Origin of the sequence: Kocuria rosea, from assembly GCF_006094695.1 — a bacterium.
In the GTDB taxonomy this organism is placed as follows: Bacteria; Actinomycetota; Actinomycetes; order Actinomycetales; family Micrococcaceae; genus Kocuria; species Kocuria rosea.
This window is the reverse complement of the sequence record NZ_CP035103.1, coordinates 1,110,223-1,134,926: the sequence shown is the minus strand read 5'-3', so window position 1 is coordinate 1,134,926 and position 24,704 is coordinate 1,110,223. Positions and strand designations below refer to the sequence as shown.

General features: G+C 73.2%; 22 protein-coding genes and 1 pseudogene. 2 read left to right on the top strand and 21 right to left on the bottom strand.

What is annotated here, in order from left to right:
* Nucleotides 1-18: 18 nt before the first annotated feature.
* The 9 genes and pseudogenes from EQG70_RS05225 to EQG70_RS05185 all read right to left on the bottom strand — a co-directional run bounded on the left by EQG70_RS05225 (nt 19) and on the right by EQG70_RS05185 (nt 7,928).
* Entirely contained in the window at nt 19-690 is a 672-nt protein-coding gene (locus EQG70_RS05225; protein ID WP_095651134.1) for a histidine phosphatase family protein, read from the bottom strand.
* Between the two features lie 49 nt (nt 691-739).
* On the bottom strand, nt 740-1,003 hold the full coding sequence (locus tag EQG70_RS05220; RefSeq protein ID WP_031282502.1) for a glutaredoxin family protein: 264 nt from the start codon (nt 1,001-1,003) through the stop codon (nt 740-742).
* A gap of 106 nt (nt 1,004-1,109) precedes the next feature.
* Nucleotides 1,110-1,208 (bottom strand): annotated as a pseudogene (locus EQG70_RS05215) (30S ribosomal protein bS22).
* A 165-nt stretch (nt 1,209-1,373) separates the two neighbouring features.
* Nucleotides 1,374-2,216, bottom strand: a complete 843-nt coding sequence (locus EQG70_RS05210; protein ID WP_017832484.1) for a FadR/GntR family transcriptional regulator — start codon at nt 2,214-2,216, stop codon at nt 1,374-1,376.
* A gap of 113 nt (nt 2,217-2,329) precedes the next feature.
* Nucleotides 2,330-3,670, bottom strand: a complete 1,341-nt coding sequence (gene gdhA, locus EQG70_RS05205) for an NADP-specific glutamate dehydrogenase (protein ID WP_017832485.1) — start codon at nt 3,668-3,670, stop codon at nt 2,330-2,332.
* Between the two features lie 35 nt (nt 3,671-3,705).
* On the bottom strand, nt 3,706-4,311 hold the full coding sequence (locus EQG70_RS18300; protein ID WP_017832486.1) for an ArsR/SmtB family transcription factor: 606 nt from the start codon (nt 4,309-4,311) through the stop codon (nt 3,706-3,708).
* Nucleotides 4,312-4,412: 101 nt separating this feature from the next.
* Complete coding sequence (locus EQG70_RS05195; RefSeq protein ID WP_035925024.1) at nt 4,413-5,624, bottom strand: acetoin utilization protein AcuC; 1,212 nt, start codon at nt 5,622-5,624, stop codon at nt 4,413-4,415.
* 79 nt (nt 5,625-5,703) lie between these two features.
* Nucleotides 5,704-6,408, bottom strand: coding sequence for a potassium channel family protein (locus EQG70_RS05190; protein ID WP_241975597.1), 705 nt, complete (start codon nt 6,406-6,408; stop codon nt 5,704-5,706).
* A gap of 74 nt (nt 6,409-6,482) precedes the next feature.
* The gene (locus tag EQG70_RS05185) at nt 6,483-7,928 is read right to left on the bottom strand and encodes a TrkH family potassium uptake protein (protein ID WP_241975598.1); all 1,446 of its coding nucleotides are present in this window, start codon (nt 7,926-7,928) and stop codon (nt 6,483-6,485) included.
* A gap of 124 nt (nt 7,929-8,052) precedes the next feature.
* On the opposite strand from EQG70_RS05185, the gene EQG70_RS05180 reads away from it, so the two are divergent.
* Nucleotides 8,053-9,465 (top strand): TrkH family potassium uptake protein, encoded by a 1,413-nt coding sequence (locus EQG70_RS05180; protein WP_095651138.1) that lies wholly within the window; start codon nt 8,053-8,055, stop codon nt 9,463-9,465.
* On the top strand, nt 9,458-10,126 hold the full coding sequence (locus tag EQG70_RS05175; protein ID WP_017832491.1) for a potassium channel family protein: 669 nt from the start codon (nt 9,458-9,460) through the stop codon (nt 10,124-10,126). Before EQG70_RS05180 ends, EQG70_RS05175 begins: the two co-directional genes overlap by 8 nt.
* 24 nt (nt 10,127-10,150) lie before the next feature.
* On the opposite strand, the gene proC is transcribed toward EQG70_RS05175, so the two are convergent.
* From proC to EQG70_RS05115, 12 genes are all read right to left on the bottom strand, one after another.
* Nucleotides 10,151-10,987, bottom strand: coding sequence for a pyrroline-5-carboxylate reductase (gene proC / locus EQG70_RS05170; protein ID WP_109268159.1), 837 nt, complete (start codon nt 10,985-10,987; stop codon nt 10,151-10,153).
* A gap of 137 nt (nt 10,988-11,124) precedes the next feature.
* Nucleotides 11,125-12,000: a sugar phosphate isomerase/epimerase family protein gene (locus EQG70_RS05165; protein WP_095651140.1), complete on the bottom strand. Its 876-nt coding sequence runs from the start codon at nt 11,998-12,000 to the stop codon at nt 11,125-11,127.
* Entirely contained in the window at nt 11,997-12,974 is a 978-nt protein-coding gene (locus tag EQG70_RS05160; protein ID WP_035925036.1) for a Ppx/GppA phosphatase family protein, read from the bottom strand. Before EQG70_RS05160 ends, EQG70_RS05165 begins: the two co-directional genes overlap by 4 nt.
* A 50-nt stretch (nt 12,975-13,024) precedes the next feature.
* Entirely contained in the window at nt 13,025-15,856 is a 2,832-nt protein-coding gene (gene topA / locus EQG70_RS05155; RefSeq protein ID WP_109268160.1) for a type I DNA topoisomerase, read from the bottom strand.
* 199 nt (nt 15,857-16,055) lie between these two features.
* Entirely contained in the window at nt 16,056-16,493 is a 438-nt protein-coding gene (locus EQG70_RS05150; RefSeq protein WP_017832495.1) for a pyridoxamine 5'-phosphate oxidase family protein, read from the bottom strand.
* A 60-nt stretch (nt 16,494-16,553) separates the two neighbouring features.
* Nucleotides 16,554-18,212: a DUF7059 domain-containing protein gene (locus tag EQG70_RS05145; RefSeq protein WP_232035266.1), complete on the bottom strand. Its 1,659-nt coding sequence runs from the start codon at nt 18,210-18,212 to the stop codon at nt 16,554-16,556.
* The gene (gene trhO, locus EQG70_RS05140; protein ID WP_109268162.1) at nt 18,209-19,177 is read right to left on the bottom strand and encodes an oxygen-dependent tRNA uridine(34) hydroxylase TrhO; all 969 of its coding nucleotides are present in this window, start codon (nt 19,175-19,177) and stop codon (nt 18,209-18,211) included. Before trhO ends, EQG70_RS05145 begins: the two co-directional genes overlap by 4 nt.
* Before the next feature lie 56 nt (nt 19,178-19,233).
* Nucleotides 19,234-19,686, bottom strand: a complete 453-nt coding sequence (locus tag EQG70_RS05135) for a pyridoxamine 5'-phosphate oxidase family protein (RefSeq protein ID WP_232035265.1) — start codon at nt 19,684-19,686, stop codon at nt 19,234-19,236.
* Between the two features lie 136 nt (nt 19,687-19,822).
* Entirely contained in the window at nt 19,823-21,220 is a 1,398-nt protein-coding gene (locus EQG70_RS05130; RefSeq protein WP_109268163.1) for an MFS transporter, read from the bottom strand.
* Nucleotides 21,221-21,502: 282 nt separating this feature from the next.
* A complete protein-coding gene (gene galK / locus EQG70_RS05125; protein WP_017832500.1) occupies nt 21,503-22,762 on the bottom strand; it encodes a galactokinase in 1,260 nt (419 codons plus the stop codon).
* Complete coding sequence (galT, locus tag EQG70_RS05120) at nt 22,759-23,901, bottom strand: galactose-1-phosphate uridylyltransferase (protein ID WP_109268164.1); 1,143 nt, start codon at nt 23,899-23,901, stop codon at nt 22,759-22,761. The genes galK and galT overlap by 4 nt, the downstream gene beginning before the upstream one ends.
* Nucleotides 23,898-24,683, bottom strand: a complete 786-nt coding sequence (locus tag EQG70_RS05115) for a DeoR/GlpR family DNA-binding transcription regulator (protein WP_109268165.1) — start codon at nt 24,681-24,683, stop codon at nt 23,898-23,900. The genes galT and EQG70_RS05115 overlap by 4 nt, the downstream gene beginning before the upstream one ends.
* Nucleotides 24,684-24,704: the final 21 nt, after the last annotated feature.

Below are 24,704 nucleotides of genomic sequence, written 5' to 3'. Positions count from 1 at the left end.
GGCGGCGGCGCCAGGCCATTATGAACCGGGAAGCTGGTTGACCCCTGGGTAGAGGTCGGCGGCGGGCTCGCTGTAGACGACCCGGGGCGGGCGCCCGGAGTCGAGGTCGTCGAAGACCAGCGAGGTGATGGAGGCGAGGTTGCACTGCCGCCGCCGCGGGTCGTGCGGCAGGGGGCGCCCCTCGGCGGAGAGCCGGGTGAGCCAGATCGGCAGCTGGTGGGACACGAGCACGGCCTCGGCGCCGTCCCCGCCGCGCTCCACGGCGGCGCGCCCGGCGTCCAGCACCGCCTCCGCCATGCGCGCGACCTGGTGCCGGTAGGGCTCGCCCCAGGAGGGCCGCAGCGGGTTGCGCAGGTGCGGCCAGTGCCGGGGCCTCAGCAGCTCGGGGAGGTCCACGTGCAGGCCCTCGAAGTGGTTGTGCGCCTCGATGATCCGCTCGTCCGGGTGCACCGGCAGGTGCAGCTCCCGGGCCACGGGCGCGGCCGTCTCCCGGGCGCGCTGCAGCGGCGAGGAGACGAGGTGGACGATGCGCGAGCCGGTGTTCACGCGGCGGGCGAGCTCCGCGGCGGCGGCCTCCGCCATCCGCGCACCGAGCTCGGTGAGGCCGTAGCTGGGCATCCTCCCGTAGACGATGCGGTCCGGGTTGAGGACCTGGCCGTGGCGCAGCAGGTGGACGGTCGAGGAGGGCATGCCCCCATGGTCCCAGACCGGGCGCACCGGCCCCAAAACGGGGGGCGGTTCAGCCGGCCAGGCGCTCGCGCAGCAGCCGGGCGAGGCGGCGCTCGTCGATCTGCCAGAAGTCGCGCGGGACGCCGTCCACGAGGACCACGGGGATCTCCTCGGCGTGCCGGCGGGCCAGCTCGGGGTCGGTGTCGACGTCGACGTCCTCCCACTCCAGCCCCAGCGCGGAGGCGACCCGGTCCACGGACTCCCGGGCGGCCTCGCAGAGGTGGCACCCCGGGCGGGTGAGGAGGGTCACGGCGGGCGGCGGAGGAGGAGTCATGGAGCCCATGCTACGGGCCCGCCGCGCGGTGCGGACGGGCCCGGGAACGCACCGGGGGCCACCGTCCTGGATCGGACGGCGGCCCCCGGTGGCGCTCAGCGCAGGGTCACTTCTTGTTGCGGCGCTGGTGACGGGTCTTGCGGAGCAGCTTGCGGTGCTTCTTCTTGGACATCCGCTTGCGGCGCTACTTGATCACTGAACCCATAGGATCCCTCGCATCTTCATGTCTCGGTGGTGTGCCCCCGGGGACTCCGCGCGACAGGCGGGAACCAGGGGTGCCGGCCTGCGGACGGTGACGGCCGGGCAAACGTTCACTGACACCCTACCGTCTTGTGGGGAGATTGCTGTACTCGGTCCGGCCGCGGCCGGCTCAGGCGCTGCGGGACACCGGTGCGGGCCCGTCCCCGGGCTCCTCCTCGAAGGCGTCCGCGAGCTCGTGCGCGCCGGTGTCCGGCTGCGCCGCGGCGCCGGGCGGGTTGAGCTCGGCGGGCGCGTCCGGGGCCGGACCGGGGGTGCGCTGCTCCTGGTCCGGGTCCACGCCGGCCTCGCGGTACTGGTACTCGATGTGCTCCGCCACCAGCCGGGACGCCAGCCGGCGGTCACCGGCCGCCACGGCGGAGTAGATGGCGTGGTGCTCCGCGCGCAGCCGGTCCGCGGTGGTGCTCCACAGGGGCACGTGGCCCACCAGGGCCATCGTGTACTCGTAGATCGAGTCCCGCAGGGAGGACATCAGGGCGGAGACCACCGAGTTGCCGGCGGTCTTGCACAGGGCGATGTGGAAGCTCACCTCGAGGTGGTGGAACTCCTTGAGCGACAGGTCGTCCCGGGCCATCTGCTCGAGCAGCGCCCGCAGCTCGGCCATCGCCGGGTGCTCCGGGTCCGAGCGCTCCAGGGCCCACGTCTCGAGCAGCACCCGGGTCTGGACGATGTCCCGCAGGGGGTAGTCCGAGGTGGCCATGTGCAGCTGCAGCGCGGGCCCCGCGGACGCGGCGGGCTCCCGCACCAGCATGGGCAGGATCGACTTGCGCGGCCCGTCGAACAGCCGCACGATGCCCTGGGCCTCCAGGGTCTTGAGCGCCTCCCGCATGGTGTTGCGGGACACGCGGTGGATGGCCGCGAGGTCGCGGTCCGAGGGCAGTTGTTGGCCCAGCACGAGGTGGCCGTCGAACAGCTCGTTCTCCAGCCACTGCAGGACCTGCCGATGCGTTGCCATAGTCTCCAGGGTAGGACCACCGCGGCCCTCCGTGGGACGAACGCGGGTCCGGACGTGTCGGAAGTGCGGACGGGGAACCCCTGCCGGGCCCGGCGGACCGGACCCGGCACGGGTCAGATGAGGCCCTGCGCCATCATGGCGCCGGCGACCTTCATGAACCCGGCGATGTTCGCGCCGGCCACGTAGTTGCCGGGCATGCCGTAGTCCTCGGCGGTCTCGGCGCAGGTGTCGTGGATCGACTTCATGATCTGGCCGAGCCGCTCCTCCGTGTACTCGAAGGTCCACGAGTCGCGGGAGGCGTTCTGCTGCATCTCGAGCGCGGACGTGGCCACGCCCCCGGCGTTGGCCGCCTTGCCCGGGCCGAAGAGCACGTCCGCCTCCTGGAACAGGCGGGTGGCCTCGCCCGTGGTGGGCATGTTCGCGCCCTCCGCCACGGCGAGCACGCCGTGGCCGAGCAGCTTCTTGGCGTGGGAGCCGTCCAGCTCGTTCTGGGTGGCGCACGGCAGGGCCACGGTGCCGGGGACGTCCCAGACGGAGCCCTTGGCGATGAACCGGGCGCGTCCGCCGCGGCGCTCGGCGTACTCGGAGATCCGGCCGCGCTCCACCTCCTTGACCTCGCGGAGCAGGTCCAGCTCGATGCCGTCCGGGTCCACCACGTAGCCGCTGGAGTCCGAGGCGGTGACCACGGTGGCCCCGAGCTGCTGCGCCCGGTGGATCGCGAAGGTCGCCACGTTGCCCGAGCCGGAGACCAGCACGGTCTGGCCGTCGAAGGACTGCCCGCGGGTCTGCAGCATCTCCTCGGCGAACATCACGGTGCCGAAGCCGGTGGCCTCGGTGCGCACCAGGGAACCGCCCCAGCTGAGGCCCTTGCCAGTGAGCACGCTGGACTCGTAGCGGTTGGTGATCCGCTTGTACTGGCCGAACAGGTAGCCGATCTCGCGTCCGCCCACCCCGATGTCACCGGCGGGGACGTCAGTGTACTCGCCGATGTGGCGGTAGAGCTCGGTCATGAAGGACTGGCAGAAGCGCATGATCTCGCCGTCGGAGCGCCCGCTCGGGTCGAAGTCCGACCCGCCCTTGCCCCCGCCGATCGGCATGCCCGTGAGGGCGTTCTTGAAGATCTGCTCGAAGCCCAGGAACTTCACGATGCCCAGGTACACGGAGGGGTGGAAGCGCAGCCCGCCCTTGTAGGGCCCGAGCGCGGAGTTGAACTCCACGCGGAAGCCGCGGTTGATGTGCACGCGGCCCTCGTCGTCGGTCCACGGCACGCGGAAGATGATCTGCCGCTCCGGCTCGCAGATCCGCTCGAGCACGGCGGCGTCGAGCAGCTCGGGGTGGCGTGCGACCACGGGGCCCAGGGAGTCGAAGACCTCGTCCACGGCCTGGTGGAACTCCACCTCTCCGGGGTTGCGGGCGAGTACGGCCTGGCGGATCGGGTACAGGTCCTCGTGCATGGTGCTCCTCGTTCGGATCGATTGGGCCCGGCCGGTCACCGCCGCGGGTTCCTGGTGCGGCGGCGCAGGCCGGAGAGGCTGGACAGGATGTCCACCGCACGAGCCCCCGCGCCCCTGCCCGGGCGCGCGGGGGTGCCGCCGACCGCCGGCGCCGGGCCGGTCTCGACCGCCGGCTCAGGGCTGGGGACGACGGCCGGCTCCGGAACGGCCACCGCCGCGGCGTCCAGCACGTCCGTCCCGGGCGTCGCCTCCGGAGCCGTCCCGGTCCCATCGGCCCCCGCGGTCACGACCACGTCGGGTCCGGCGACGCCGGCCCCGGCAGTGCCGCTGTCCGCGGCGTCCCCGGGGGCGCGCGTCGGGGCGGCCGGCTGGTGCGCCGCACCGCCCACGACCTCGTGGACCCAAGCGGTGACCTCGGCCAGCGGCTCCGGCTGCACGGCGTAGAGACGTCGTTGCCCCTGTGCCTCCATGGACACCATACCGGCCTCGCGCAGGATCTTCAGATGCTTCGAGACGGTCGGCTGGGAGACCCCCAGCTCTGCCACGAGGTCGCCCACGGGTCGTTCGCCGTCCTTGAGCGCGGCGAGGATCCCCCGCCGGGTCTTGTCGGCGATCACCGCGAACACGTCGTTGTTGCCCATCCGATCACTGTAAACGGGTTGCCGTGCGGCTCCCGGCACCGGCACGTCCGTGCCGCCCCCGTGGCTGCCCCCGCCGCTGCCGGAGCCCGCGGGCGGCGGGCTCAGTCGAACCACGGGTCCAGCCCCCACTGGGGGAAGACCTCCTTGCGGGTGGCCATGATCGTGCGGTCCGTCTCGTCGTTGGGGTCGAAGCCCACCTCCCAGGAGCGCCACCACAGGTCCACCTCGTCGCCCATGACCCGCGGCGCGTCGGCGCCGTAGCGCTCTTGCACGTAGTCGCGCCACGGCTGCGGCACCGCGGTGCCCACGTCGATCGGGTGGCCGGCGGCGACTCCCACCAGGTGCGTCCAGGAGCGGGGCACCACGTCGTAGCAGTTGTACCCGCCCCCGCCCGTGGCGATCCACCGGCCCTCGCACAGCTCGTGGGCCAGCCCGGCCAGGGCCACGGCGGTCTGCCGCTGCGCGTCGACGCTGACGCGCAGGTGGGTGAGCTCGTCGGCGAAGTGCGAGTCGCAGCCGTGCTGGCTCACGATCACCTCGGGCCGGAACTGGCGCAGCAGGGGCGGGACCACGGCGTCGAACGCGCGCAGCCACATGGAGTCGTCGGAGGCCGTGGGCATCGCCACGTTCACGGAGTGCCCCTCGGCCTCCCCGCGGCCGGTCTCGTTGGCGAAGCCCGTGCCCGGGAACAGCGTCAGGCCCGTCTCGTGCAGCGAGACGGTGAGCACGCGGGGGTCGTCGTAGAAGATCGACTGGGTGCCGTCGCCGTGGTGGCCGTCGACGTCCACGTAGGCCACGCGCCGGACACCCTGGTCCAGCAGGTGCTGGACCGCCACGGCGCAGTCGTTGTAGATGCAGAATCCGCTGGCCTTCTCCGCGTGGGCGTGGTGCATCCCGCCCCCGAAGTTCACGGCGTGCACCGCGTCCCCCGCGAGAACGGCCACGGCGCCCTGGTAGGTGCCGCCCACGAGCCGGGCGCTCGCCTCGTGCACCCCCGGGTACCCGGGGGTGTCCTCGGTGCCGAGACCGCACTCGGGGACCTCCACGGTGGGGTCGGCGCTGACGGCCCGGACCGAGTCCACGTAGTGCTGCGGGTGGACGAGGTTGAGCACCTCGTCCGGGGCCACCTCGGGCGCCTCCACCGTGACGTTGTCCCGGCGGTCCAGGCCGAACTCCTGGACCAGCCGGTAGGTGGCCTCGAGCCGGGACGGGTGCATGGGGTGGTGGTCCCCGAAGTTGTACTCGAGCAGGGCGGGGTCCCAGAACAGTCGCGTGGGGTACGGGGCGCCGGGCCCGGACGTAGCAGGGGTCACACCGCCATTAGACCACTCGGGGCCGGGGCCCGCCGTCGCGGGCGTGGCGCCGGCGCCCTTTGTGTCACCCCGGCGCGGCTCAGTCGAGGTCGCTGAAGGCCTCGACCGCACGGGTGGGTCCCGTCACGAGGATCTGGTCGTTCTCGTAGAGGACCGTGCCGGGCTCGGTGGCCTCCCACCCCTGGCCCAGGCGGCGGACCGCGACGATCGAGACCCCGTGGGTGCGCCGGATGCTGAGAGTGTCCAGCGGCCGCTGCTGGACGGCCTCCGGGGCCGGGCAGCGGATGAGGGCGAATCCTTCGTCGATCGTCACGAAGTCGAGGGCCCGGCCCTGGATCAGGTGGGCGGAGCGCACGCCCATGTCGTGCTCGGGGCTGATGACGTGGTGGACCCCGAGCTGCTCGAGGATCTCGGCGTGGGGTGTGGTGATGGCCTTCGCCCAGATCTCGGGGTGGGCGAACTTCAGCAGCCGGGAGGCGACCAGGATGCTGGCCTGGACGTCGGAGCCGATGCCGACCACCACCTTGTCGAACTCGTCGACGCCGAGCTGGCGCAGCACCTGTTCCTGGGTGGCGTCGGCGCGCACCACGGTGGTCAGCTGCCCGTTGAGCTCCTGGACGACGTCCTCGTCGACGTCGATGCCCAGCACCTCCGCGCCGTTGCGCATCAGCTCGAGGGCCAGGGCGGCGCCGAAGCGGCCCAGGCCGATCACGGCCACCGTGCCCGGTGGCCGGCGGCGGCCGGAGTGGTGGTACGGGGCGGTGCCGGGGCGGGAGGGGAACATGTGGGGACCTCCAAGAGGTGTCGGGGTGGGCCGCAGGGCCCCGTGGGGTGGTGTGCCGGGCGAGCGCGGTGGACTCAGCCGATCAGCGGGCGTTCCTTGGGCAGTTCGTACAGGGCCTTCCGGGGACGGGCCGCCATGGCGGTGGCCACGGTGATGGGCCCCAGCCGGCCCAGGAACATCAGGGCGATGAGCACGCCCTGGGCCGCCGGCGAGAGATCCGCGGTGATGCCCGTGGACAGGCCCACGGTGGCGAACGCGGAGATCGTCTCGAACAGGATCCGGTCCAGGCCGATGTCCTCGTGCAGCAGCATCAGCACCATCGTGGCGGTGGTCACCGCGCCCAGCGCCAGGACGACCACCGTGATCGCCTGGCGCTGCACCGACCGGGACAGGCGCTTGCCGAGGACGTGCACGGCCGTTCCCCCGGTGATCTCGGTCCAGGCGATGAAGCCGAGGACGGCGACGGTGGTGACCTTCAGCCCGCCGGCCGTCCCGGCGGGGCCGCCGCCGATGAGCATCAGGAGGTCCAGCCCCAGCCAGGACACCGGGTGCATCGCCGTGATGTCGATGCTGTTGAACCCGGCCGTACGGGCGATGGTGGACTGGAAGAACCCGGCCAGCAGCTTCTCGTCGGCCCGCATCGGCCCGAGGGTGGCGGGGTTGGACCACTCCACCGCGCACAGGAACACCGTGCCGGCGCCGAGCAGGGCCACGGTGGCGAACAGCACGATCCGGGTGTTCAAGCTCCACCGCCGGGGCCGGCGCCACTCCCGGCGCAGCTGGTAGAGCACCGGGAACCCCAGCCCGCCCAGGACCACGGCGACGACGATCGGCAGGTTGACCCAGGGGTCGGCGGCGAAGTCCATGATCGACAGGGTGTACAGGGCGAAGCCGGCGTTGTTGAACGCCGAGACCGCGTGGAACACGCCGTGCCACGCCGCCTGCCCCGGTCCGTACCCGTAGCCGGCGAAGAAGCGGAGGGCGAGCGCCGCGGCCACGACCGTCTCGATCAGCAGCGTGGTGGCGAGGATGCGCAGCAGCACCCGGCGCATGTCCCCGTAGCCGGGGTTCTTCGTCTCGGTCGAGCTCATGATCCGGGCCGTCAGGCCCAGCCGGCGGGCCAGGAGGATCCCGAGCACGGTGGCGAAGGACATCACCCCGAACCCGCCGATCTGGATCAGGGCCAGGATCACCGCCTGCCCGAACGGCGTCCAGTAGGTCGGCGTGTCCACCACGACCAGCCCGGTCACGCAGATCGCCGAGGTCGCGGTGAAGAACGCCTCCATGAACGACGCCCCGCCGGGGCCCGACCTCGCGACCGGGAGCATCAGCAGGACGGTGCCGACGGCCAGGGCGGTCGCGAACGCACCGATGATCAGCTGCGCCGTGCGCGCCGTGGTCACCTCCCGCGGATCGGTGCTCCGCCGTTGTCCCGGCCGGCGACCGTGGGGGGAGCGGATCCCGTGCCGTCGGGTCAGTCGACGGACCCGGGCGCGCAGCAGGGCCTCTTCCAGGGGCATGGGCGACAACCTACACCCGCGGCTGCCCGCCGCGGACGGGCTCGGGTGGAATACTGTCTCGGGTCGAGGCGAACGCCGCGGCCGCCGCCCCGCCCGGGCGGTCAGGACACCAGGAGGAGAGCCCGTGAGCCACCTGCAGCGCGCGCCCTGGGCCCGTCCGGAGGAGCGCGGCCGGTTCTGGCTGCTCACCTCGCTGCGCGACCTCGTGGACCGGATCGCGGCGGGCTCCCCCGCCCGGCTCGCCGTCATCTCCTTCGCCGCGGTCGTGTCCGTGTTCTCCTTCCTGCTGTGGCTGCCCGTGGCCTCGGCCCCCGGCGTCGTGACACCGGTCGAGGACGCCGTGTTCACGGCCACCTCCGCGGTCACCGTGACGGGCCTGACCACGGTGTCGACGGCGGCCAACTGGTCGTTCTTCGGCCAGTTCGTGATCCTGGTCGCGATGCAGATCGGCGGTCTGGGCACCCTCACCATGACCTCGATCCTGGCCCTGGCCATCGGTCGCAAGCTCGGCCTGAAGTCCCGGCTGATCACCCAGGAGGCCCTGAACATCGGGCGCCTGGGCGAGGTGGGCTCGCTCCTGCAGATCATCGTGCTGATGTCCGTGACGATCGAGGCGATCCTGGCCACGGTGCTGACGATCGGCTTCCTGGTGGTCGGGGAGCCGTTCCTCACGGCGCTCTGGCACGGGGTGTTCTACGCGGTCTCCGCGTTCAACAACGGGGGGTTCACCCCGCACTCGGACGGCCTCGTCCCGTACACGGACGCGGTGCTGATCCTCCTGCCGATCGCCCTGGGGGTCCTCCTGGGCTCCCTCGGCTTCCCCGTGGTCCTCGTGCTGAGGCAGACCGGGCTGCGCTTCTCGCGGTGGAACCTCAACACGAAGCTGGTGATCGTGACCACCACGATCCTGCTGTTCGTGGGGTGGGCCCTGTTCCTGGCCTTCGAATGGTCCAATCCGGACACCCTGCGGGACCGGCCCGTGCACGAGAAGATCTTCGAGGGCTTCTTCCACTCCGTCATGGTCCGCTCCGGGGGCTTCAACCTCGTGGACATGAACAGTCTGGAGCCGGTGACCCTGCTGATGACCGACGCGCTGATGTTCGCGGGCGGCGGCCCGGCCTCCGTGGCCGGCGGCATCAAGGTCACCACCCTCGCCGTGGTCTTCCTGGCGATCCTGGCCGAGGCCCGGGGCGACCGGTCCGTGATCGCGTTCTACCGGACCATCCCCGAGGACGCCCTCCGCATCGCGATCTCGGTGATCATGATGGGGGCGACCGTCGTCCTGGTGGGCTGCGGGATCCTCGTGGAGATCTCCGAGGAGCCGCTGGACCGGGTTCTGTTCGAGGTGATCTCCGCGTACGCGACGTGCGGTCTCAGCGTGGGGCTCTCCGGCGAGCTGCCCCCCGCCGGCAAGTACGTCCTGGTCCTGATCATGCTCATCGGGCGCATCGGCACGACCACCGTGGCCGCCGCCCTGGCGCTGCGCTCACGCCGGCGCCTCTACCGGTACCCCGAGGAAAGGCCCATCATTGGCTGACCGTTCGTCCCACAGCGTCCCCGTCCTGGTGATCGGCCTCGGCCGCTTCGGCACCGCCACCGCGCTCCAGCTCGCCCGCCAGGGCCGGGAGGTCCTGGGCGTGGAGCGGGACGCCCAGCTGGTCCAGAAGCTCTCCGGGCAGCTCACCCACGTGGTCGAGGCCGAGGCCACGGACATCGACGCCCTGCGCCAGCTGGGAGCGGCCGAGTTCGACTCCGCCGTGGTGGGCGTCGGCACGTCCATCGAGTCGAGCGTGCTCATCACGGCGAACCTCGTGGACCTCGGCGTGAGCCGGATCTGGGCGAAGGCCATCACGCCCTCGCACGGCAAGATCCTCTCCCGCATCGGGGCGCACCACGTGATCTTCCCCGAGGCGGACGCCGGGCGGCGCACCGCGCACCTGGTCTCGGGCCGGCTGCTGGACTACATCGAGTTCGACGACGACTTCGCGATCGTCAAGATGTATCCGCCGCGGGAGGTGCAGGGCTTCACGCTGGGCGACTCCAACGTCCGCTCCAAGTACGGCGTGACCGTGGTGGGCGTGAAGTCCCCGGGCGAGGACTTCACGTACGCCCGCCCCGACACCAAGGTCACCTCCCGCGACCTGCTGATCGTCTCGGGGCACGTGGACCTGCTCGAGCGCTTCGCGGCCCGCCCCTGACCCGGGGACCGGCCGGTCCGCGGCTCAGTCGCCGCTGAACTCGCGCGTGAGCTCCGCGGAGCGGTCCGCCGAGGCGCGGGCCGCGGAGGCCACGAGAGCCTCGAAGCCGTTGTCCTGGAAGGTCGTGATGGCCCGGTCCGTGGTGCCCTTGGGGCTCGTGACGGCCCTGCGCAGGGCCGCGGGGTCGGCCTCCGCCGGGCGCAGCAGCTCCCCGGCGCCGGAGACGGTCTCCTTCGCGAGGACCCGCGCGACGTCCGCCGGCAGCCCCATCCGCTCCCCCGCCTGCTGCATGGCCTCGGCCAGCAGGAACACGTAGGCGGGCCCGGAGCCCGAGACGCCGGTCACGGCGTCCACCTGCTCCTCGGGGACCTCGACCACGGTGCCCACGGCCTCGAGCACCCGGCGCACGGCCTCCGTCTGCTCGGGGCCGGTGGCGGCCCCCGGGGTCACCGAGACCACCCCGCGGCCCACGCTGGAGGGTGTGTTCGGCATCGTGCGCACGACCGGCTGGCCGGCGGGGAGGGCGCGCTCGAGGGCGCCGACGGAGATCCCCGCCGCCACGGAGGCCACGACCGTGCCGGGGCGCAGGGCGGGGGCGATCTCGCGGGCGAGGTCGAGGATGCCGACGGGCTTGACGCCGAGCAGCACGACGTCCGCCTCACGGGCGGCCCGCCGGTTGGCCTCGGGATCGTCCCCGGTGACGTAGGGCCGCACGCCCGTCTCGTCCTCGAGCCGGCGGGCGCTCTCCGCGGAGCGGACGGTGGCCCGGACCTGCTCGACGGGCACGCCGGAGGCCAGCACCCCCCGCAGGATGGATCCGTTCATGGAGCCGCAGCCCAGGAAGGCGAGCACAGGGGTCATGGTCGGTGAGGTCCTCTCATCGGTGGGATCGGAACGGTGGAATCGGAACGGTGGGAACGGGACGGTGGGAACGGGACGGTGGGAACAGGACGGTGGGAACGGCGCCGGCGGGCCGGCGGGCCGGGTGCGCCCGGGCCTCAGCCCCGGCTGCCGTCCGCGCCCTCCGTGCCGTCGGGGCCGCCGGCGCTCGGGGCGCCGTCGGAGCGGCTCGTGTGCCGGCGGGCGAACTCGAGGGACTCCGCGAGCCACTGGGTGCGCTCGTCGGCGTTCTTCGAGCGGCGGGTCGAGACCTCGACCCCGATGATGCCCTGCCACCGGGTGGAGGCGAGGAACTCGAGGGACTCGGCCACCGGCTGCACCCCGTGGCCGGGCAGCAGGTGCTCGTCCGCCGTGGTCTCCCCCGACCCGTCGGTCAGGTGGACGTGGCCCAGCCGGGGGCCCAGTTCCCGGATGGCGGCCAGGGAGTCCATCCGGGCGGTGGCGGCGTGCGAGAAGTCCCACGTCACCCAGTCGTAGTCCAGGCCCAGCGGGCTGTAGTGCGGGGCGTAGACCACGGTGTCGCGGCCGCGGACCCGCCAGGGGTACATGTTCTCCACGGAGATCTTCACGCCGGTGGCCTGGGAGACCACCCGCACCCCCTCCACGAAGTTCGCGGCGTACCGGCGCTGCCACCGGAAGGGCGGGTGGACCACGACGACCTCCGCGCCCACCTGCTCGGTGAGCGCGGCCGCCATCTGGATCTTGGTCCACGACTTGCCCCACACCTGCTGGGTCAGCAGCAGGGTCGGGGCGTGGATGGTCGAGATGGGGAGCTGGTGGCGCTGCACGAGGTCCTGCAGCTGGTGGGTGAGCTGGCTCATCCGCTCGTGCGTGACGAGCACCTCCACGCTGTCGTAGCCCAGCTCCACGGCCGCCTCGAAGGTCTCCGGCACCCCGAGCGGATAGAGGGAGCTGGTGGACAGCGCCACGTGCGGACGGTACGGCTCCGGGGCGGCGCCCTGCTGCTCGCTCATGCCGCACCCACCAGGTGCCGGGGGTCCACGGTGCGGACGTCGGAGTGGCTGCTCAGCTGGTCCAGGCGGCGCAGGATCAGTCCCTCGCGGAGCGCCCACGGGCAGATCCGGATCGACTCGACGCCGTAGGCGTCCATCGCCGACTCCGCCACCACGGCGCCGGCGAGGATCTGCCGGGCCCGTGCGGCGGAGACCCCCGGCAGCTCGGCGCGCTCCTCCGGGGACATGGCCTCCATCCGGCGGGTCCACAGCCGCAGGTCCTCGAGGTGGAGGGTGCGGGGCACGTACGGGCCCATCTCGTACGGCGCCGCGCCGCAGATCCGGGCCAGGGAGCGGAACGTCTTGGAGGTGCCGGCCACGCAGGTGGGCTCCCCGGCCGCGCGGACCCGGTCGACCGCGGGCCGGAGCTCCTGGCGCACGTGCTTGCGCAGGGCCTTCATCTCCTTCGGGGTCGCGACGTCCCCGGCGACGAAGGTGCGGGTGAGCCGCCCCGCGCCGAGCGGCACCGAGGTCGCCACGGTGGGCAGCGCGTTGTCCCCCAGGGCCATCTCGAAGGACCCGCCGCCGATGTCGAGGTCGAGAACGGTCCCCGCGCCCCAGCCGAACCAGCGGCGCACCGCGAAGAACGTCACGGCCGCCTCCTGGTCCCCGGCCAGCTCCGTGAGGGTCACGCCGGAGCGGGACTGCACGTGGTCCAGCACCTGCGCCCCGTTGCCGGCCTCGCGGATCGCGGAGGTCGCGAAGGCGAGGAAGTCCTCGGCCCGGTTGTCCACGGCGAAGTCCCGGGCCTCGACCACGAACGCGGTGAGGGCGTCCCGGCCGGCGTCGGAGATGTTGCCGTCGGCGTCGAGGTACTGCACCAGCCGCAGGGCGAGCTTGTGGGACGCGTACGGCTCGGGCCGGGAGCCCGGGTAGACGTCGAGCAGGAGGAGGTGGACGGTGTTCGACCCCACGTCGAGGACTCCGAGACGCATGCCGTGGTGCTCCTTCGAGTTCCGTGTCCGTCCCGCGCGTGCGGAGCGGATCAGCCCTTGGACCCGGCGCGGGCGGGCTTGGCCGCCGCGGGCTTCTTGGCCGTGCTCTTCTTCGCCGTGCTGCTCCTGGTCGTCGTCCCCTTGGCCGTGGACCGGGCCGTCTTCTTCGGGGCGGGGCCCTGGGCGCGCTTCTCCGCGAGCAGCTGGCTGGCGCGCGCCGGCGTGATCTGCTCCACGGTCTCGCCGCGCGGGACCGTCACGTTGGTCTCGCCGTCGGTGATGTAGGGGCCGAAGCGCCCGTCCTTGATGACCATGGGCCGTTCCGTGATCTGGTCGGTGCCGAGGTCCGCGAGCGGAGGCTTGGCGGCGCCGCGGCCGCGCTGCTTGGGCTGGGCGTAGATCGCCAGGGCCTCGTCGAGGGTGACCGTGAACAGCTGCTCCTCGGACTGCAGTGAGCGCGAGTCGCCGCCCTTCTTCAGGTAGGGGCCGAAGCGGCCGTTCTGCACCGTGATCTCGTTGCCCTCGGCGTCCGTGCCCAGCGTGCGCGGCAGGGACAGGATCTTGAGCGCGTCCTCGAGGGTCACGTCCTGCAGCGTCATCGTGGAGAGCAGGGAGCCCGTGCGGGGCTTCTCCTTGACCGGCTTCTTCGGGGGCTTGGGCTTGCCGTTCTTGTAGTACTCGACGGGCTGGGCCGCGAGCTCCTCGGCGGTGGGCTCGGGGATCACCTCGGTGACGTAGGGCCCGTAGCGGCCGTCCTTGGCCACGATGGCGCGCCCGGTCACGGGGTCGCGGCCGAGCTCCCGGCCGTCGGCCTTGCCCGTCTCGATGAGCTCGCGCGCCTTGTCGGGCGTGAGCTCGTCGGGGGCGAGGTCCTCCGGCACGTTGGCCCGGATCGGGCCGGTGATCTCCCCGGTCTCCGGGTCGACGGCGCCGGCCACCTCCAGGTAGGGGCCGAACTTGCCGACCCGCAGGGTGATGTCCTCGGTCACGGGGATGGAGTTCACGGCGCGGGCGTCGATCTCGCCGAGGTCGTCGACGATGGGCTTGAGCCCGTTCTCGTGGCCCTGGGAGCCGAAGTAGAAGTCCTGCAGCCAGTCGGTGCTGTCCTCCTCGCCGCGGGCGATCCGGTCGAGGCCCTCCTCCATCTCCGCCGTGAAGTCGTAGTCCACGTAGTCGGAGAAGTGCTCCTCGAGCAGGCGCACCACGGAGAACGCGGTCCACGAGGGGATGAGCGCGGAGCCCCGCACGCGGACGTAGCCGCGGTCCATGATCGTGGAGATGGTCGCCGCGTAGGTCGAGGGCCGGCCGATGCCGAGCTCGTCGAGGACCTTCACGAGGGACGCCTCGGTGTAGCGCGGCGGCGGCGAGGTGCGGTGCCCGTCCGCCTCGACCTCGGTGGCGTCCAGGCGGTCGCCCTCGGCCATCCGCGGGAGCCGCTTGTCGCCGTCCTTGGCGCCGTCCTTGTCCGTGGCGGGGTCCTCGTCCCGGCCCTCCTCGTAGGCGGCCAGGAAGCCGCGGAACGTGATGACGGTGCCGGACGCGGAGAACTCGGCGTCCCGGCCGGCGGAGGACGTCGCCCCGAGCCGGACGGTCGCCGTCGACCCCTTGGCATCGGCCATCTGGGAGGCCACGGTGCGCTTCCAGATCAGCTCGTAGAGCCGGAACGCGTCCGCGGAGAGCTCGCCGCGGACCTGGTTCGGGGCGCGGAAGGAGTCCCCCGCGGGGCGCACGGCCTCGTGCGCCTCCTGCGCGTTCTTCGACTTGGAGCTGTAGAGCCGCGGGGAGCCGGGCACGAAGTCGGCGCCGTAGAGCTCCGTGGCCTGGCGCCGGGCGGCCGTGACCGCCTGGTCGGACAGCGCCACGGAGTCGGTGCGCATGTAGGTGATGTAGCCGTTCTCGTACAGCTTCTGCGCCACCTGCATGGTGGTGCGGGAGGTGAAGCGCAGCTTGCGCGCCGCCTCCTGCTGCAGCGTGGAGGTGGTGAACGGGGCGGCCGGGCGGCGTGTGTAGGGCTTGGTCTCCAGCGACCGGACCGTGAACGCCGCGTCCTCGAGACCGGCGGCCAGTTCGCGGGCGGCCTGCTCGTCCAGGTGCGCGAGCTTGTCCGCGGCGCCCTTGAGCACTCCGTCGTCGCCGAAGTCGCGGCCGCCCGCCACCCGCTTGCCGTCCACGGAGGAGAGCCGGGCGCTGAAGGCGGTGCCGGCGTCCTCGCCGTCGGTGCGCGCGAACGTCCCGCTGAGGTCCCAGTAGTCGGCGGGCACGAATGCCATGCGCTTGCGCTCCCGCTCCACGACCAGGCGGGTGGCCACGGACTGCACGCGCCCGGCGGACAGGCCCGAGGCGATCTTGCGCCACAGCACCGGGGAGATCTCGTAGCCGTAGAGCCGGTCGAGGATGCGCCGGGTCTCCTGCGCGTCGACCAGGTCCTGGTCGAGCTCGCGCAGCTCCCCGAAGGCCCGCTCGATGGCCTCGCGGGTGATCTCGGAGAAGGTCAGCCGGTAGACGGGGATCTTGGGCTTGAGCACCTCCAGGAGGTGCCACGCGATGGCCTCCCCCTCGCGGTCGCCGTCGGTGGCGAGGTAGAGGGCGTCCGCGTCCTTGAGCTTGCGCCGGAGCTCGGTGACCTTCTTCTTCTTGTCCGGGTTCACCACGTAGTACGGCTCGAAGCCGTGCTCCACGTCCACCGCGAACTTGCCGTAGGGACCCTTCTTGAGCTCCGCCGGCAGCTCCGAGGGCTGCGGGAGGTCGCGGATGTGCCCCATCGAGGACTCGACCTCGTAGGCGTCGCCGAGGTACCCGGCGATGGTCTTGACCTTGGAGGGGGACTCCACGATGAGCAGGCTCTTGCCCGTTCCCGGGCTCTGGGTGGCCTTCGTTGGCACGGTACTCCTTGCTGCGGTCCGCGGTGCCGCGGGCCGCGGCGCTGCTGGACGTCGGGTCGAACGGGCGGGCGTCGGCCCGCCGTTGCGCTCCACCATAACGCCTCACCGCCGTCAACCCCCGCGCGGCGGGGACCCGGAGGACATCGGCGTCCCCGGGCGGGCCGCGCGGGCCGCCCGGCCCGGGCGGCCCGGACCGGTCTCAGGAGGGGTAGCGCTCGGGCTCGTCGCCGATCGTGAACTCGCGGCCCGTGGCGTGCTCCACGTCGATGACCACGAAGTTGTACTTCAGCGTGGGCGCCCACGGCCTGAGCGGCAGCTCCTCCGCGGCGTCGATCTCGGCGCGCGTCTCGAGCCGGCGGGCCCGGCCGTGGACCACCACGGAGCGCACGACGTGCTCCTCCGAGACCTCGTCGATCTCGAACGCCACCTGGTCGTTGACGATGAGGCTCGAGAGCTTGGAGCCCTGGGCCGTGCGGAAGTACAGCTTGCGCTGGTGGACCACGTAGTTCACCGGGAAGATGTCCACGAGACCGGCGGCCTCGACGGCCAGCCGGCCGAAGGGGTGCTGCTCGAGGAGCTGCCAGACGGTGTCCTTGTCGAGGGTCTTGATGGGGTTCAGGTTGTCTCCGATGCTCATGCTCCCATCCTCCCACCCCCACCGTCGCGGCGCCGCCTGCTCATCCGCCCACAACGTCGCTCAGGCGGCGGGCGGCACCGGCTCCTGCGGCACGAGGAAGCCGTCGAGCACGAGGTGCCGGACCTCCTCGGTCAGCCGCTGCCGCTCCTCGCCCGCCCAGTCCAGCAGGGCGGCGAGCGCCCCGAAGATCTGCCGGGCGCTCAGCTCGCCGTCGCAGGCCCCGGCGAAGCCCGCGGCCTCGCTCGAGAGCACCACGGTCCGGCGCAGCCCGGCCCCCTGCCGGAGCAGGATCACGCCGGGGTGCTCCGCGCCGGGGCGCTGGTGGCGCTCCTCGGTGACGTCCTCGGCGGCCACGAGGTGGGCGTCCAGCCAGTCCTGGGGGTGCGCGGCGAGCCAGTCGGCCCGTTCCCACGCGGCGGCGAGCGCGGGGGCGAGCGGCTGCTGGACCGGGTGGGGGACGTGCTCGAAGCGGCGGAGCGCGCCCCCGGGCCGGGCCCGGGACGGGCGGCGGAGGCGGATCATCCCGAAGCCAACGGCCTCGACGCCGCGGGCGGCGAAGTCGTCGAGATAGGCGCGGTAGGCGCGTTCGTAGTGCTCGAGGTCGCGGGACTCCGCCGCGTCCCGCAGCCACGTCTCGGCGTACTCCTCCGGGCCGGCCAGCTCCCGCTGGACGAACCAGGCGTCGACGCCCTCGGGCACCCACTGCTCGGGCCGCTGCGCCCAGCGCTCGGCGGCCGGCCGCGCGTCCCCGGGCGGCGGGGCGAGGACCTCCCAGTTGCCGAGCAGGTGGGCAGTGGCCCCGGGGGCCATGACCCCGGGCAGCCCCCGCACCAGGTCGGCCACGATCCGGTCCCCCGGCAGACCGCCGTCCCGGTAGGTGTAGCGGTCGAGAGGGGTCTCCCCGGCGGGGCGCGGGGTGATGACGAACGGCGGGTTGGACACCACGAGGTCGAACCGCTCACCGCGCACGGGCTCCAGGAGGGATCCCGCCCGCAGGCTCACGCGGTCCTCGAGCCGGTCGGGGTCGATCCCGAGCGCCTGCGCGTTGAGCAGCAGGTTGAACCGGGTGAAGCCCAGGGCCCGGTCCGAGACGTCGGTGGCGGTCACGTGCCCCGCGTGCGCGAGCAGGTGGAACGCCTGGATGCCGCACCCGGTCCCCAGGTCCAGCGCCCGGTCCACCCGGCGGCGGTCGGTCGTCTGGGCCAGCGTCAGGGAGGCCTGGCCGATGCCCAGCACGTGGTCGCGGCGCAGCACGCCGGGGCGCTGGGACTCCCCCAGGTCGCTCGCCACGTACAGCTCCGTCCCGTCGTCGGAGGCGTGGGGGCGCAGGTCCACGGTGGAGCGCAGCCCGCCCTCCGTCTCCTCGGCGAGGCCCAGGCCCACGAGCTGCTCCGGGCGCACCGGGGCGGGCGCGAGCGTCTCCGCGGGGACGGTGCGGCCGAGCAGGAAGAGCGAGACGACCCCGGCGAGGCCCCGGTCCGGGTGCCCGGGCGTGCGGAGGGCCGGCTCGAGGACCCGCAGGGCGGGCACCGCCTGGTCCCGTGCGAGCGCGTCCATGGCGGCCTCCCCCAGCAGCTCCGCCACGCGGTCGTGGGTGAAGCCCGTCCGGCGGAGGGCGTCGTGCAGCTCGGCCGGCGCCCGCGGGTCGTCGGAGACGGGGGTCCCCGGGACCCGGGAGAAGGCCGGTGCCGCCGAGGGGCCGGGGGCGGCGGGGCTCATGCGGCGCCCGTCGGCACGGGCACGGGTGCGGGGGCGGGTGCGACGGCGACCGGGGCGCCGTCGCCGGCCCCCGGTGCCGTGGCGGTGCCGCACCCGGCCGGGCAGGTGAGCCGCGGCCGCTCCTCGAGGCAGGCCGGGCACGCGAGCACGAGGGCGCGGCAGGTGCCGTCCGCGCAGTTGACGAAGCGGTTCGCGGGGCCGGCGCACCGGTCGCAGCGCCCGATCGTGACCGCGGCCGGGGTGAACCGCACGTGCATGCGCCGGTCGAAGACGTACAGGGACCCCTCCCACAGCCCCCGGTCCCCGCGCTCGCGGCCGTACTCGGCGATGCCGCCGTCGAGCTGGTAGACCTCCTGGAAGCCGCGGTTGCGCATCAGTGCGGAGAGCACCTCGCACCGGATCCCGCCGGTGCAGTAGGTGACCACGGGCCGGGTCTTGAGGTGGTCGTACTTCCCGGAGTCCAGCTCGGCCACGAAGTCGCGGGTGTGCGCCACGTCCGGGACCACGGCCCCGCGGAAGCGCCCGATCCGGGCCTCGTGGGCGTTGCGCCCGTCGAAGAACACGACGTCCTCGCCGCGGCGGGCCACGAGCTCGTCCACGGCGTCGGGCGCCAGGCGGGTGCCGCCGCCGACCACGCCGTGCTCGTCGACCTCGAGCTCGCCGGGCGCGCCGAAGGACACGAGCTCGTCCCGGACCTTGACCGACAGCCGCGGGAAGTCTTCGGCCGAGCCGTCCGACCACTTGAACACCGTGTCCCGGAGACCGGGGTGGGAGCGGGTGGTGCGGGCGTACTGCTTGAGCGCCCCGACCTCACCGCCCACGGTGGCGTTGAGCCCGTGCGGGGAGACGATGATCCGCCCGCGCAGGCCCAGCCCCTCGCACAGGGCGCGCTGCCAGAGCATCACGGCCGTGGGGTCGGGGAGCGGGGTGAAGACGTAGTGCAGGACGATCCGGTGCTGTGCCACGGGTCCAGGCTACAAGCGCGGCGGGGCGTCCGGCGCCGAGCGGTCCGGGCGCCGGGTCAGTGGCCCAGGTGGAACACGCGGCCGGTGACCTTCGTGGGGGCCACCTCCACGTACTCGAGCTTGGTGGTCCCGACCCACGGCCGCAGCGGCAGCTCGTCCACCCGGTCGGTCTCCTCCGGGTCGGTCAGCTGGCGGGCCGTGCCGCGCACGATCACGGACCAGGCCTCCCCGCCCTGTGCCTGGTCGACCTGCACGGCGACGTGCTCGTTGAGCACCAGGTGCAGCAGCTTGGTGCCCTTGGCGGTGCGAAAGTAGATCTTCCCGTCGTCGGCCACGAGGTTGATGGGGGTGATCTCGATCTCGTCGCCGTCCATGGTGGCGATCCGGCCGAAGCGTGCGCTGTAGAGGTGCTCCCAGCACTGCTCCGGGGTCAGCTCCGTGACCGGCGGCCGGTGCGCCCGGGCCTCCTTGTCGGGATTGTGCCCGGAGATGTTCATGGGGTTGCTCATGCGGTCATTCTGGCACGGGGCCTCCGCGGGCGTGACCCGTGTCATGTTCGTGACCGGGGCCCGGTCCGGGACGGGCGGACGCCCCGGCCGGGGTGACCGGCCGGGGCGTCCGCCATCGTCAGCGCTTCCGGAGCGTTCAGCGGCCGGAGGCGGTGCCCGCCCCCTGCAGCCGCTCCAGCTCGGCCGCCTCGGTGCGGGTGGTGTGCAGGTCGTCGATCTGGCCCAGGGTCCTGTCCTTGGTCTCCTTGGCCGTCAGGGCGGCGGCCACGGCGACCAGGCAGGCGCCGGTGACGAACCCCGCCACGCCCAGCCAGTTGTCCCCTTCGGCCCCGGCCAGGGAGCTGGCCAGGACGGGGGCGAAGCCGCCGGAGATCGCGAAGCCGATCTGGGTGCCCAGGGCCAGCCCCGTCACGCGCACCCGGGTGGGGAACATCTCCGCGTAGAAGGAGGGCCAGATGCCGTTGGCCATGGAGTAGAAGAAGCCGGACATGACGGCGCCGAGGAGGAAGATCAGCGTCCAGTTCCCGGCGTGGACGGCGGCCAGGTAGGGATACATCATCGCGGCCGCGCCGGCCGCCCCGGTGATGAACACCGGCTTGCGCCCGACCCGGTCGGCGACCGTGGCCGCCACGGGGATCACGAGCAGGGCCACGGCGTTGGCGATGACGGAGACCCAGAGCATGGTCGAGCGGTCCAGGCCCACCACGGAGGTGGCGAAGGACAGCGACCACACCAGGAAGACCACGTTGACGGTGTTGATCATCGCGGCCGCGGCCACGCGCAGCACCGCGGTCTTGTGGTGCTTGAACATCAGGGCGAGGGGGGTGGCCGGCTTCTCGCCGGGCAGCACGGCCCGGGCCTGCTCGAAGGCGGGCGGCTCCTCCAGGTGGCGGCGGATCAGATAGGCCACGACCACCACGACGGCGGAGAGCCAGAACGGGACCCGCCAGCCCCAGCTGAACAGCTGCTCCTCGGTGAGCACGAGCGTGAAGGGGATGAAGACGGCGGTGGCGAGGAGGGTGCCGAACTGGGTGCCCTGCAGCGTCCAGCTCGTGGTGAAGGCCCGCCGGTGCTCCTCGGAGTGCTCCAGCGAGACCGAGATCGCGCTGGCCTGCTCGCCGGAGGCCGACAGCCCCTGGATGACGCGGCAGGTCACGAGCAGGGCCGGGGCCAGCAGGCCGGCCTGGTCGTAGGTCGGCAGGCAGCCGACGGCGAAGGTGCCGGCGCCCATCATGAACAGGGTCAGCATCAGCACGAACTTGCGCCCGAACCGGTCGCCGAGGGGGCCCATGATGAGGGCCCCCAGGGGCCGGACGACATAGGCGACGCCCACGGTGCCCATCGACAGCAGGATCGCCACCCCGGGGGACGTGTCGGCCGGGAAGAACAGGTGGTTGAGCACCAGGGCGGCGGCCGTCCCGTAGACGGCGAAGTCGTAGTACTCCAGGGCGGAGCCGATCCAGCTGGCCAGGGCCGCCTTCTTCGGGGTCTTGCCGTGGGTCGCGGCCGCGGCCGGTGGAGGAGCGTTGTGCATGGGAGGTCCTTCGCTGAGGGCACCCCGGACGGCGGGGGCAGGGACGTGAGCGGAGCTGGAGAGAGGTGCACCGGCGGGTGGACGGGTTCGCGAGGAGCCCGGCCGGCCGGACCGTTGCCATATGCTGGCAACTGTGTTTATATCTTGAACACAAGGATGATCCAGATCACACTGCACGTCAAGAGTGCGCCCTGCGATGACGCCGGCCCCGGGCCCAGTGGGCCCGGGGCCGAGGAGCAGTGGCGCGGTGCCACCGACGTCGTCCTGCGAAGGATCCGCGCCTCACCGCACCCGGCCGGCACCCTCCCCCGGCACGACGACGAAGACGTCCGGCGCCCGGTGACCCCGGTCCGCGAAGGCCTCGGCGACCGCGTTCCCGACCTGCTCCGCCCGCGCCGCGGGCACGAGGGCGATCGCGGAGCCGCCGAAGCCCCCGCCGGTCATCCGCGCGCCGGCGGCCCCGGCGGCCAGGGCCGCGTCGACGGCGAGGTCGAGCTCGGGGCAGGAGATCTCGTAGTCGTCCCGCATCGAGGCGTGGGAGGCGACCAGCAGCTCCCCGATGCCCCGGACGTCCCCGGCCCGCAGCCGCCGGACCGTCTCCAGGACCCGGCGGTTCTCGCTGAGCACGTGCCGGACCCGGCGGGCGGTCTCCTCGTCCAGTCCGCTCAGGTCGGTCCCGTCCGGGACGTCGCGCAGGGAGACCGCTCCGAGGGCGGCGGCCCCGCGCTCGCAGGAGGCGCGCCGGGCGGCGTAGCCGCCGTCGGCGTGGGAGTGGGCGACCTTCGTGTCGACCACCAGGACGGCGAGCCCGTGCCGGGCCACCGGCAGCGGCACGAGCTCGGCCTCCTGGGTGCGGCAGTCCAGGAACAGCGCCGCGCCGGCCCGGCCGCGCAGGGAGGCCGACTGGTCCATGATCCCGGTCGGGGCGCCGACGAACTCGTTCTCCGCCCGCTGCGTCAGCCGCGCCATCGCCGGCCGGTCCAGATCCAGTCCGAGCAGGTCGTTCAGGGCCACGATCGTGGCGACCTCCACGGCGTGCGAGGAGGACAGGCCCGCGCCCACGGGGACGGTCGAGTCCAGCAGCAGCTCGAACCCGGGCACCTCCACCCCGTCGAGGCCGGCGAGCACGTGCACCACGCCGGCCGGGTACGCCCCCCAGCCGCCGACCGCCCCGGGGGCGAGCCCGGGGATCCGGAACCGGGCCCGGGACAGCCCCCCGCCGTCGGGGGCGTACGTGGAGGCCAGGTCGACGACGTCGTGCCGGATCGCGTCCTCGCCCTGCCCGGTCCGCCGCCCCTGCTCCGCGTCCCGGCGCAGCCGGACGGCGACCATCGCCGAGCGGTCGATGGCGAAGGGCAGCACGAAGCCGTCGTTGTAGTCGGTGTGCTCCCCGATGAGGTTCACCCGTCCCGGGGCACGCCACACCCCGTCCGGGGCGTGGCCGTACACCTCGGTGAAGCGGCGGGAGAGCTCATCCGCCCGGGCGGCGTCGTCCTGGCCTGTCTGCCGAGCGGCCGGCTGGGGGGTGTGCTGTCCGGTCATCGTGCGGCCTCCCTCAGGCGTGCGGCGGTCTGCTCCGCGGTGACGTCGTTGATGAACGCCCCCATGGCGGCCTCGGAGCCGGCCAGGAACTTCAGCTTGTCCTCGGCCCGGCGCGGGCTGGTGAGCTGCAGGTGCAACCGGCCGGCCTCCCGGTCCGCCGCATTCACGGGGGTCTGGTGCCAGGCGGCGATGTAGGGGGTCGGCGTGTCGTAGAGCCGGTCCACCCGCTGCACCAGATCGCGGTAGAGGACCGCCAGCTCGTCCCGCTCCTGCCCCGTGAGCGCGGCGAGGTCCGGGACGCGGCGGTGCGGGACGAGGTGGACCTCCAGGGGCCAGCGCGCGGCGTAGGGCACGTAGGCGGAGAAGTGCTGCCCGGCCAGCACCATGCGGTCCCCGGCGGCGGTCTCGTCGGCCAGGACCTCGCCCATCAGGGTCCGCCCCGTGGCCTCGAGGTGCGCCCGGGAGCGGGCCGCGAGCCGGGCCGCGTGCGGGGCCGGATAGGGGTAGGCGTAGATCTGCCCGTGCGGGTGGTGCAGGGTCACCCCGATCTGCTCACCCCGGTTCTCGAACGGGAACACGTGCCGGACCCCGGCCATGGCCGAGAGCGCGTCGGTGCGCTGGGCCCAGGCCTCCACCACGGTGCGCGCCCGCTCGGAGGACAGGGACGCGAAGGAGCCCTGGTGCTCCGGGGTGAACACCACCACCTCGCACCGCCCCACGGCCGGGGACGGGACTCCCCACAGGGACCGCTCCCCCACCTGTCGCGGGTCCGGCAGCTCGGCCAGCTCCGGGCCCAGCGAGGGGAAGCGGTTCTCGAAGACGACGACGTCGAAGTCCTCCGCCGGGATCTCCGACTCGCGCCCACCCACGCTCGGGCACAGCGGGCACTGGTCGGCCGGGGGCAGGTAGGTGCGCGCCTGCCGATGGGCGGCCACCGCCACCCACTCCCCCGTCAGCCGGTCGAAGCGCACCTCACCGCCGCCGGAGCGGGCGTCCAGGGGCCGGCGGTCCACCACGTGCTCCACGGGCGGGGTGCCGCGGTCGGAGAAGAACACGGCCTCCCGTCCGTCGGCGAGGTGGTGGGTCCGGTGCGCGAACAGCGGCGCGGCGGCGCGCTCGGCGGGGGCGGGAGAGGTCATCGGACGGGCTCCAGTCGCAGGTCGGGGACGTGCTGGCTCAGGGTCTCGCGGTCGGCGGCGCCCAGACCGTCGTCGGTCACGACGGTGTCGACCTCGTCGAGACCGGCGATGCGGTGGAGCCCGGACAGGCCCCACTTCGTGGAGTCGGCCAGCACCACGCTGCGGTCGCAGCGCTGAAGGAAGAGGCGGTTGATCTCGGCCTCCATCATGTTCGGAGTGGTCAGCCCGTCGCGCTCGGACAGACCGTGCACGCCCAGGAAGGCCAGGTCCACGTGCAGGGTGCGCAGGGCCGCGGTGGCCAGCGGGCCCACCAGGGCGTCCGAGGGGGTGCGCACCCCGCCCAGCAGGACCACCGTCTGTCCCGTGGCGGGCGCGTCCTGGAGCACGTCGGCGATCCGCGGGGAGTTCGTCACCACCGTGATGTCGCTGACGCGGCGCAGGGCGCGGGCCAGCGCGAAGGTGGTGGTCCCGGAGTTCAGCGAGACTGACATGCCCGGCCGCACCATCGCCTCGGCGGCGGCGGCGATGGCCGCCTTCTCCGGCAGCTGCAGCTCGGACTTGTGCGTGAATCCGGGCTCGGCCGCGGAGGATCCCGCCGGCAGCTTCGCCCCGCCGTGGACCTTCTGCAGCTCCCCGTCCCGAGCCAGCCGGTCCAGGTCCCGGCGCACCGTCATGTCGGACACGCCCAGCTCGGCGACCAGGTCCGCGACCCGCACCGCACCCGAGGCGCGCACGCGGTCGAGGATCTCCCGCCGTCGGCGGTCGGGGAGCATCTCGGACATCCGTTCTCCGGGTTCGTCGAG

Coding starts and splice junctions, on each gene's coding strand:
- proC (WP_109268159.1), bottom strand. CDS start 10,987: ATGACCCCTGTGCTCGCCTTCCTGGGCTGCGGCTCCATGAACGGATCC.
- EQG70_RS05160 (WP_035925036.1), bottom strand. CDS start 12,974: ATGCGTCTCGGAGTCCTCGACGTGGGGTCGAACACCGTCCACCTCCTC.
- EQG70_RS05135 (WP_232035265.1), bottom strand. CDS start 19,686: ATGAGCAACCCCATGAACATCTCCGGGCACAATCCCGACAAGGAGGCC.
- EQG70_RS05150 (WP_017832495.1), bottom strand. CDS start 16,493: ATGAGCATCGGAGACAACCTGAACCCCATCAAGACCCTCGACAAGGAC.
- EQG70_RS05220 (WP_031282502.1), bottom strand. CDS start 1,003: ATGACTCCTCCTCCGCCGCCCGCCGTGACCCTCCTCACCCGCCCGGGG.
- EQG70_RS05185 (WP_241975598.1), bottom strand. CDS start 7,928: ATGCCCCTGGAAGAGGCCCTGCTGCGCGCCCGGGTCCGTCGACTGACC.
- EQG70_RS05115 (WP_109268165.1), bottom strand. CDS start 24,683: ATGTCCGAGATGCTCCCCGACCGCCGACGGCGGGAGATCCTCGACCGC.
- EQG70_RS05225 (WP_095651134.1), bottom strand. CDS start 690: ATGCCCTCCTCGACCGTCCACCTGCTGCGCCACGGCCAGGTCCTCAAC.
- galK (WP_017832500.1), bottom strand. CDS start 22,762: ATGACCGGACAGCACACCCCCCAGCCGGCCGCTCGGCAGACAGGCCAG.
- EQG70_RS05130 (WP_109268163.1), bottom strand. CDS start 21,220: ATGCACAACGCTCCTCCACCGGCCGCGGCCGCGACCCACGGCAAGACC.
- EQG70_RS05210 (WP_017832484.1), bottom strand. CDS start 2,216: ATGGCAACGCATCGGCAGGTCCTGCAGTGGCTGGAGAACGAGCTGTTC.
- gdhA (WP_017832485.1), bottom strand. CDS start 3,670: ATGCACGAGGACCTGTACCCGATCCGCCAGGCCGTACTCGCCCGCAAC.
- EQG70_RS05190 (WP_241975597.1), bottom strand. CDS start 6,408: ATGTTCCCCTCCCGCCCCGGCACCGCCCCGTACCACCACTCCGGCCGC.
- EQG70_RS05145 (WP_232035266.1), bottom strand. CDS start 18,212: ATGAGCCCCGCCGCCCCCGGCCCCTCGGCGGCACCGGCCTTCTCCCGG.
- galT (WP_109268164.1), bottom strand. CDS start 23,901: ATGACCTCTCCCGCCCCCGCCGAGCGCGCCGCCGCGCCGCTGTTCGCG.
- EQG70_RS18300 (WP_017832486.1), bottom strand. CDS start 4,311: ATGGGCAACAACGACGTGTTCGCGGTGATCGCCGACAAGACCCGGCGG.
- EQG70_RS05165 (WP_095651140.1), bottom strand. CDS start 12,000: ATGAGCGAGCAGCAGGGCGCCGCCCCGGAGCCGTACCGTCCGCACGTG.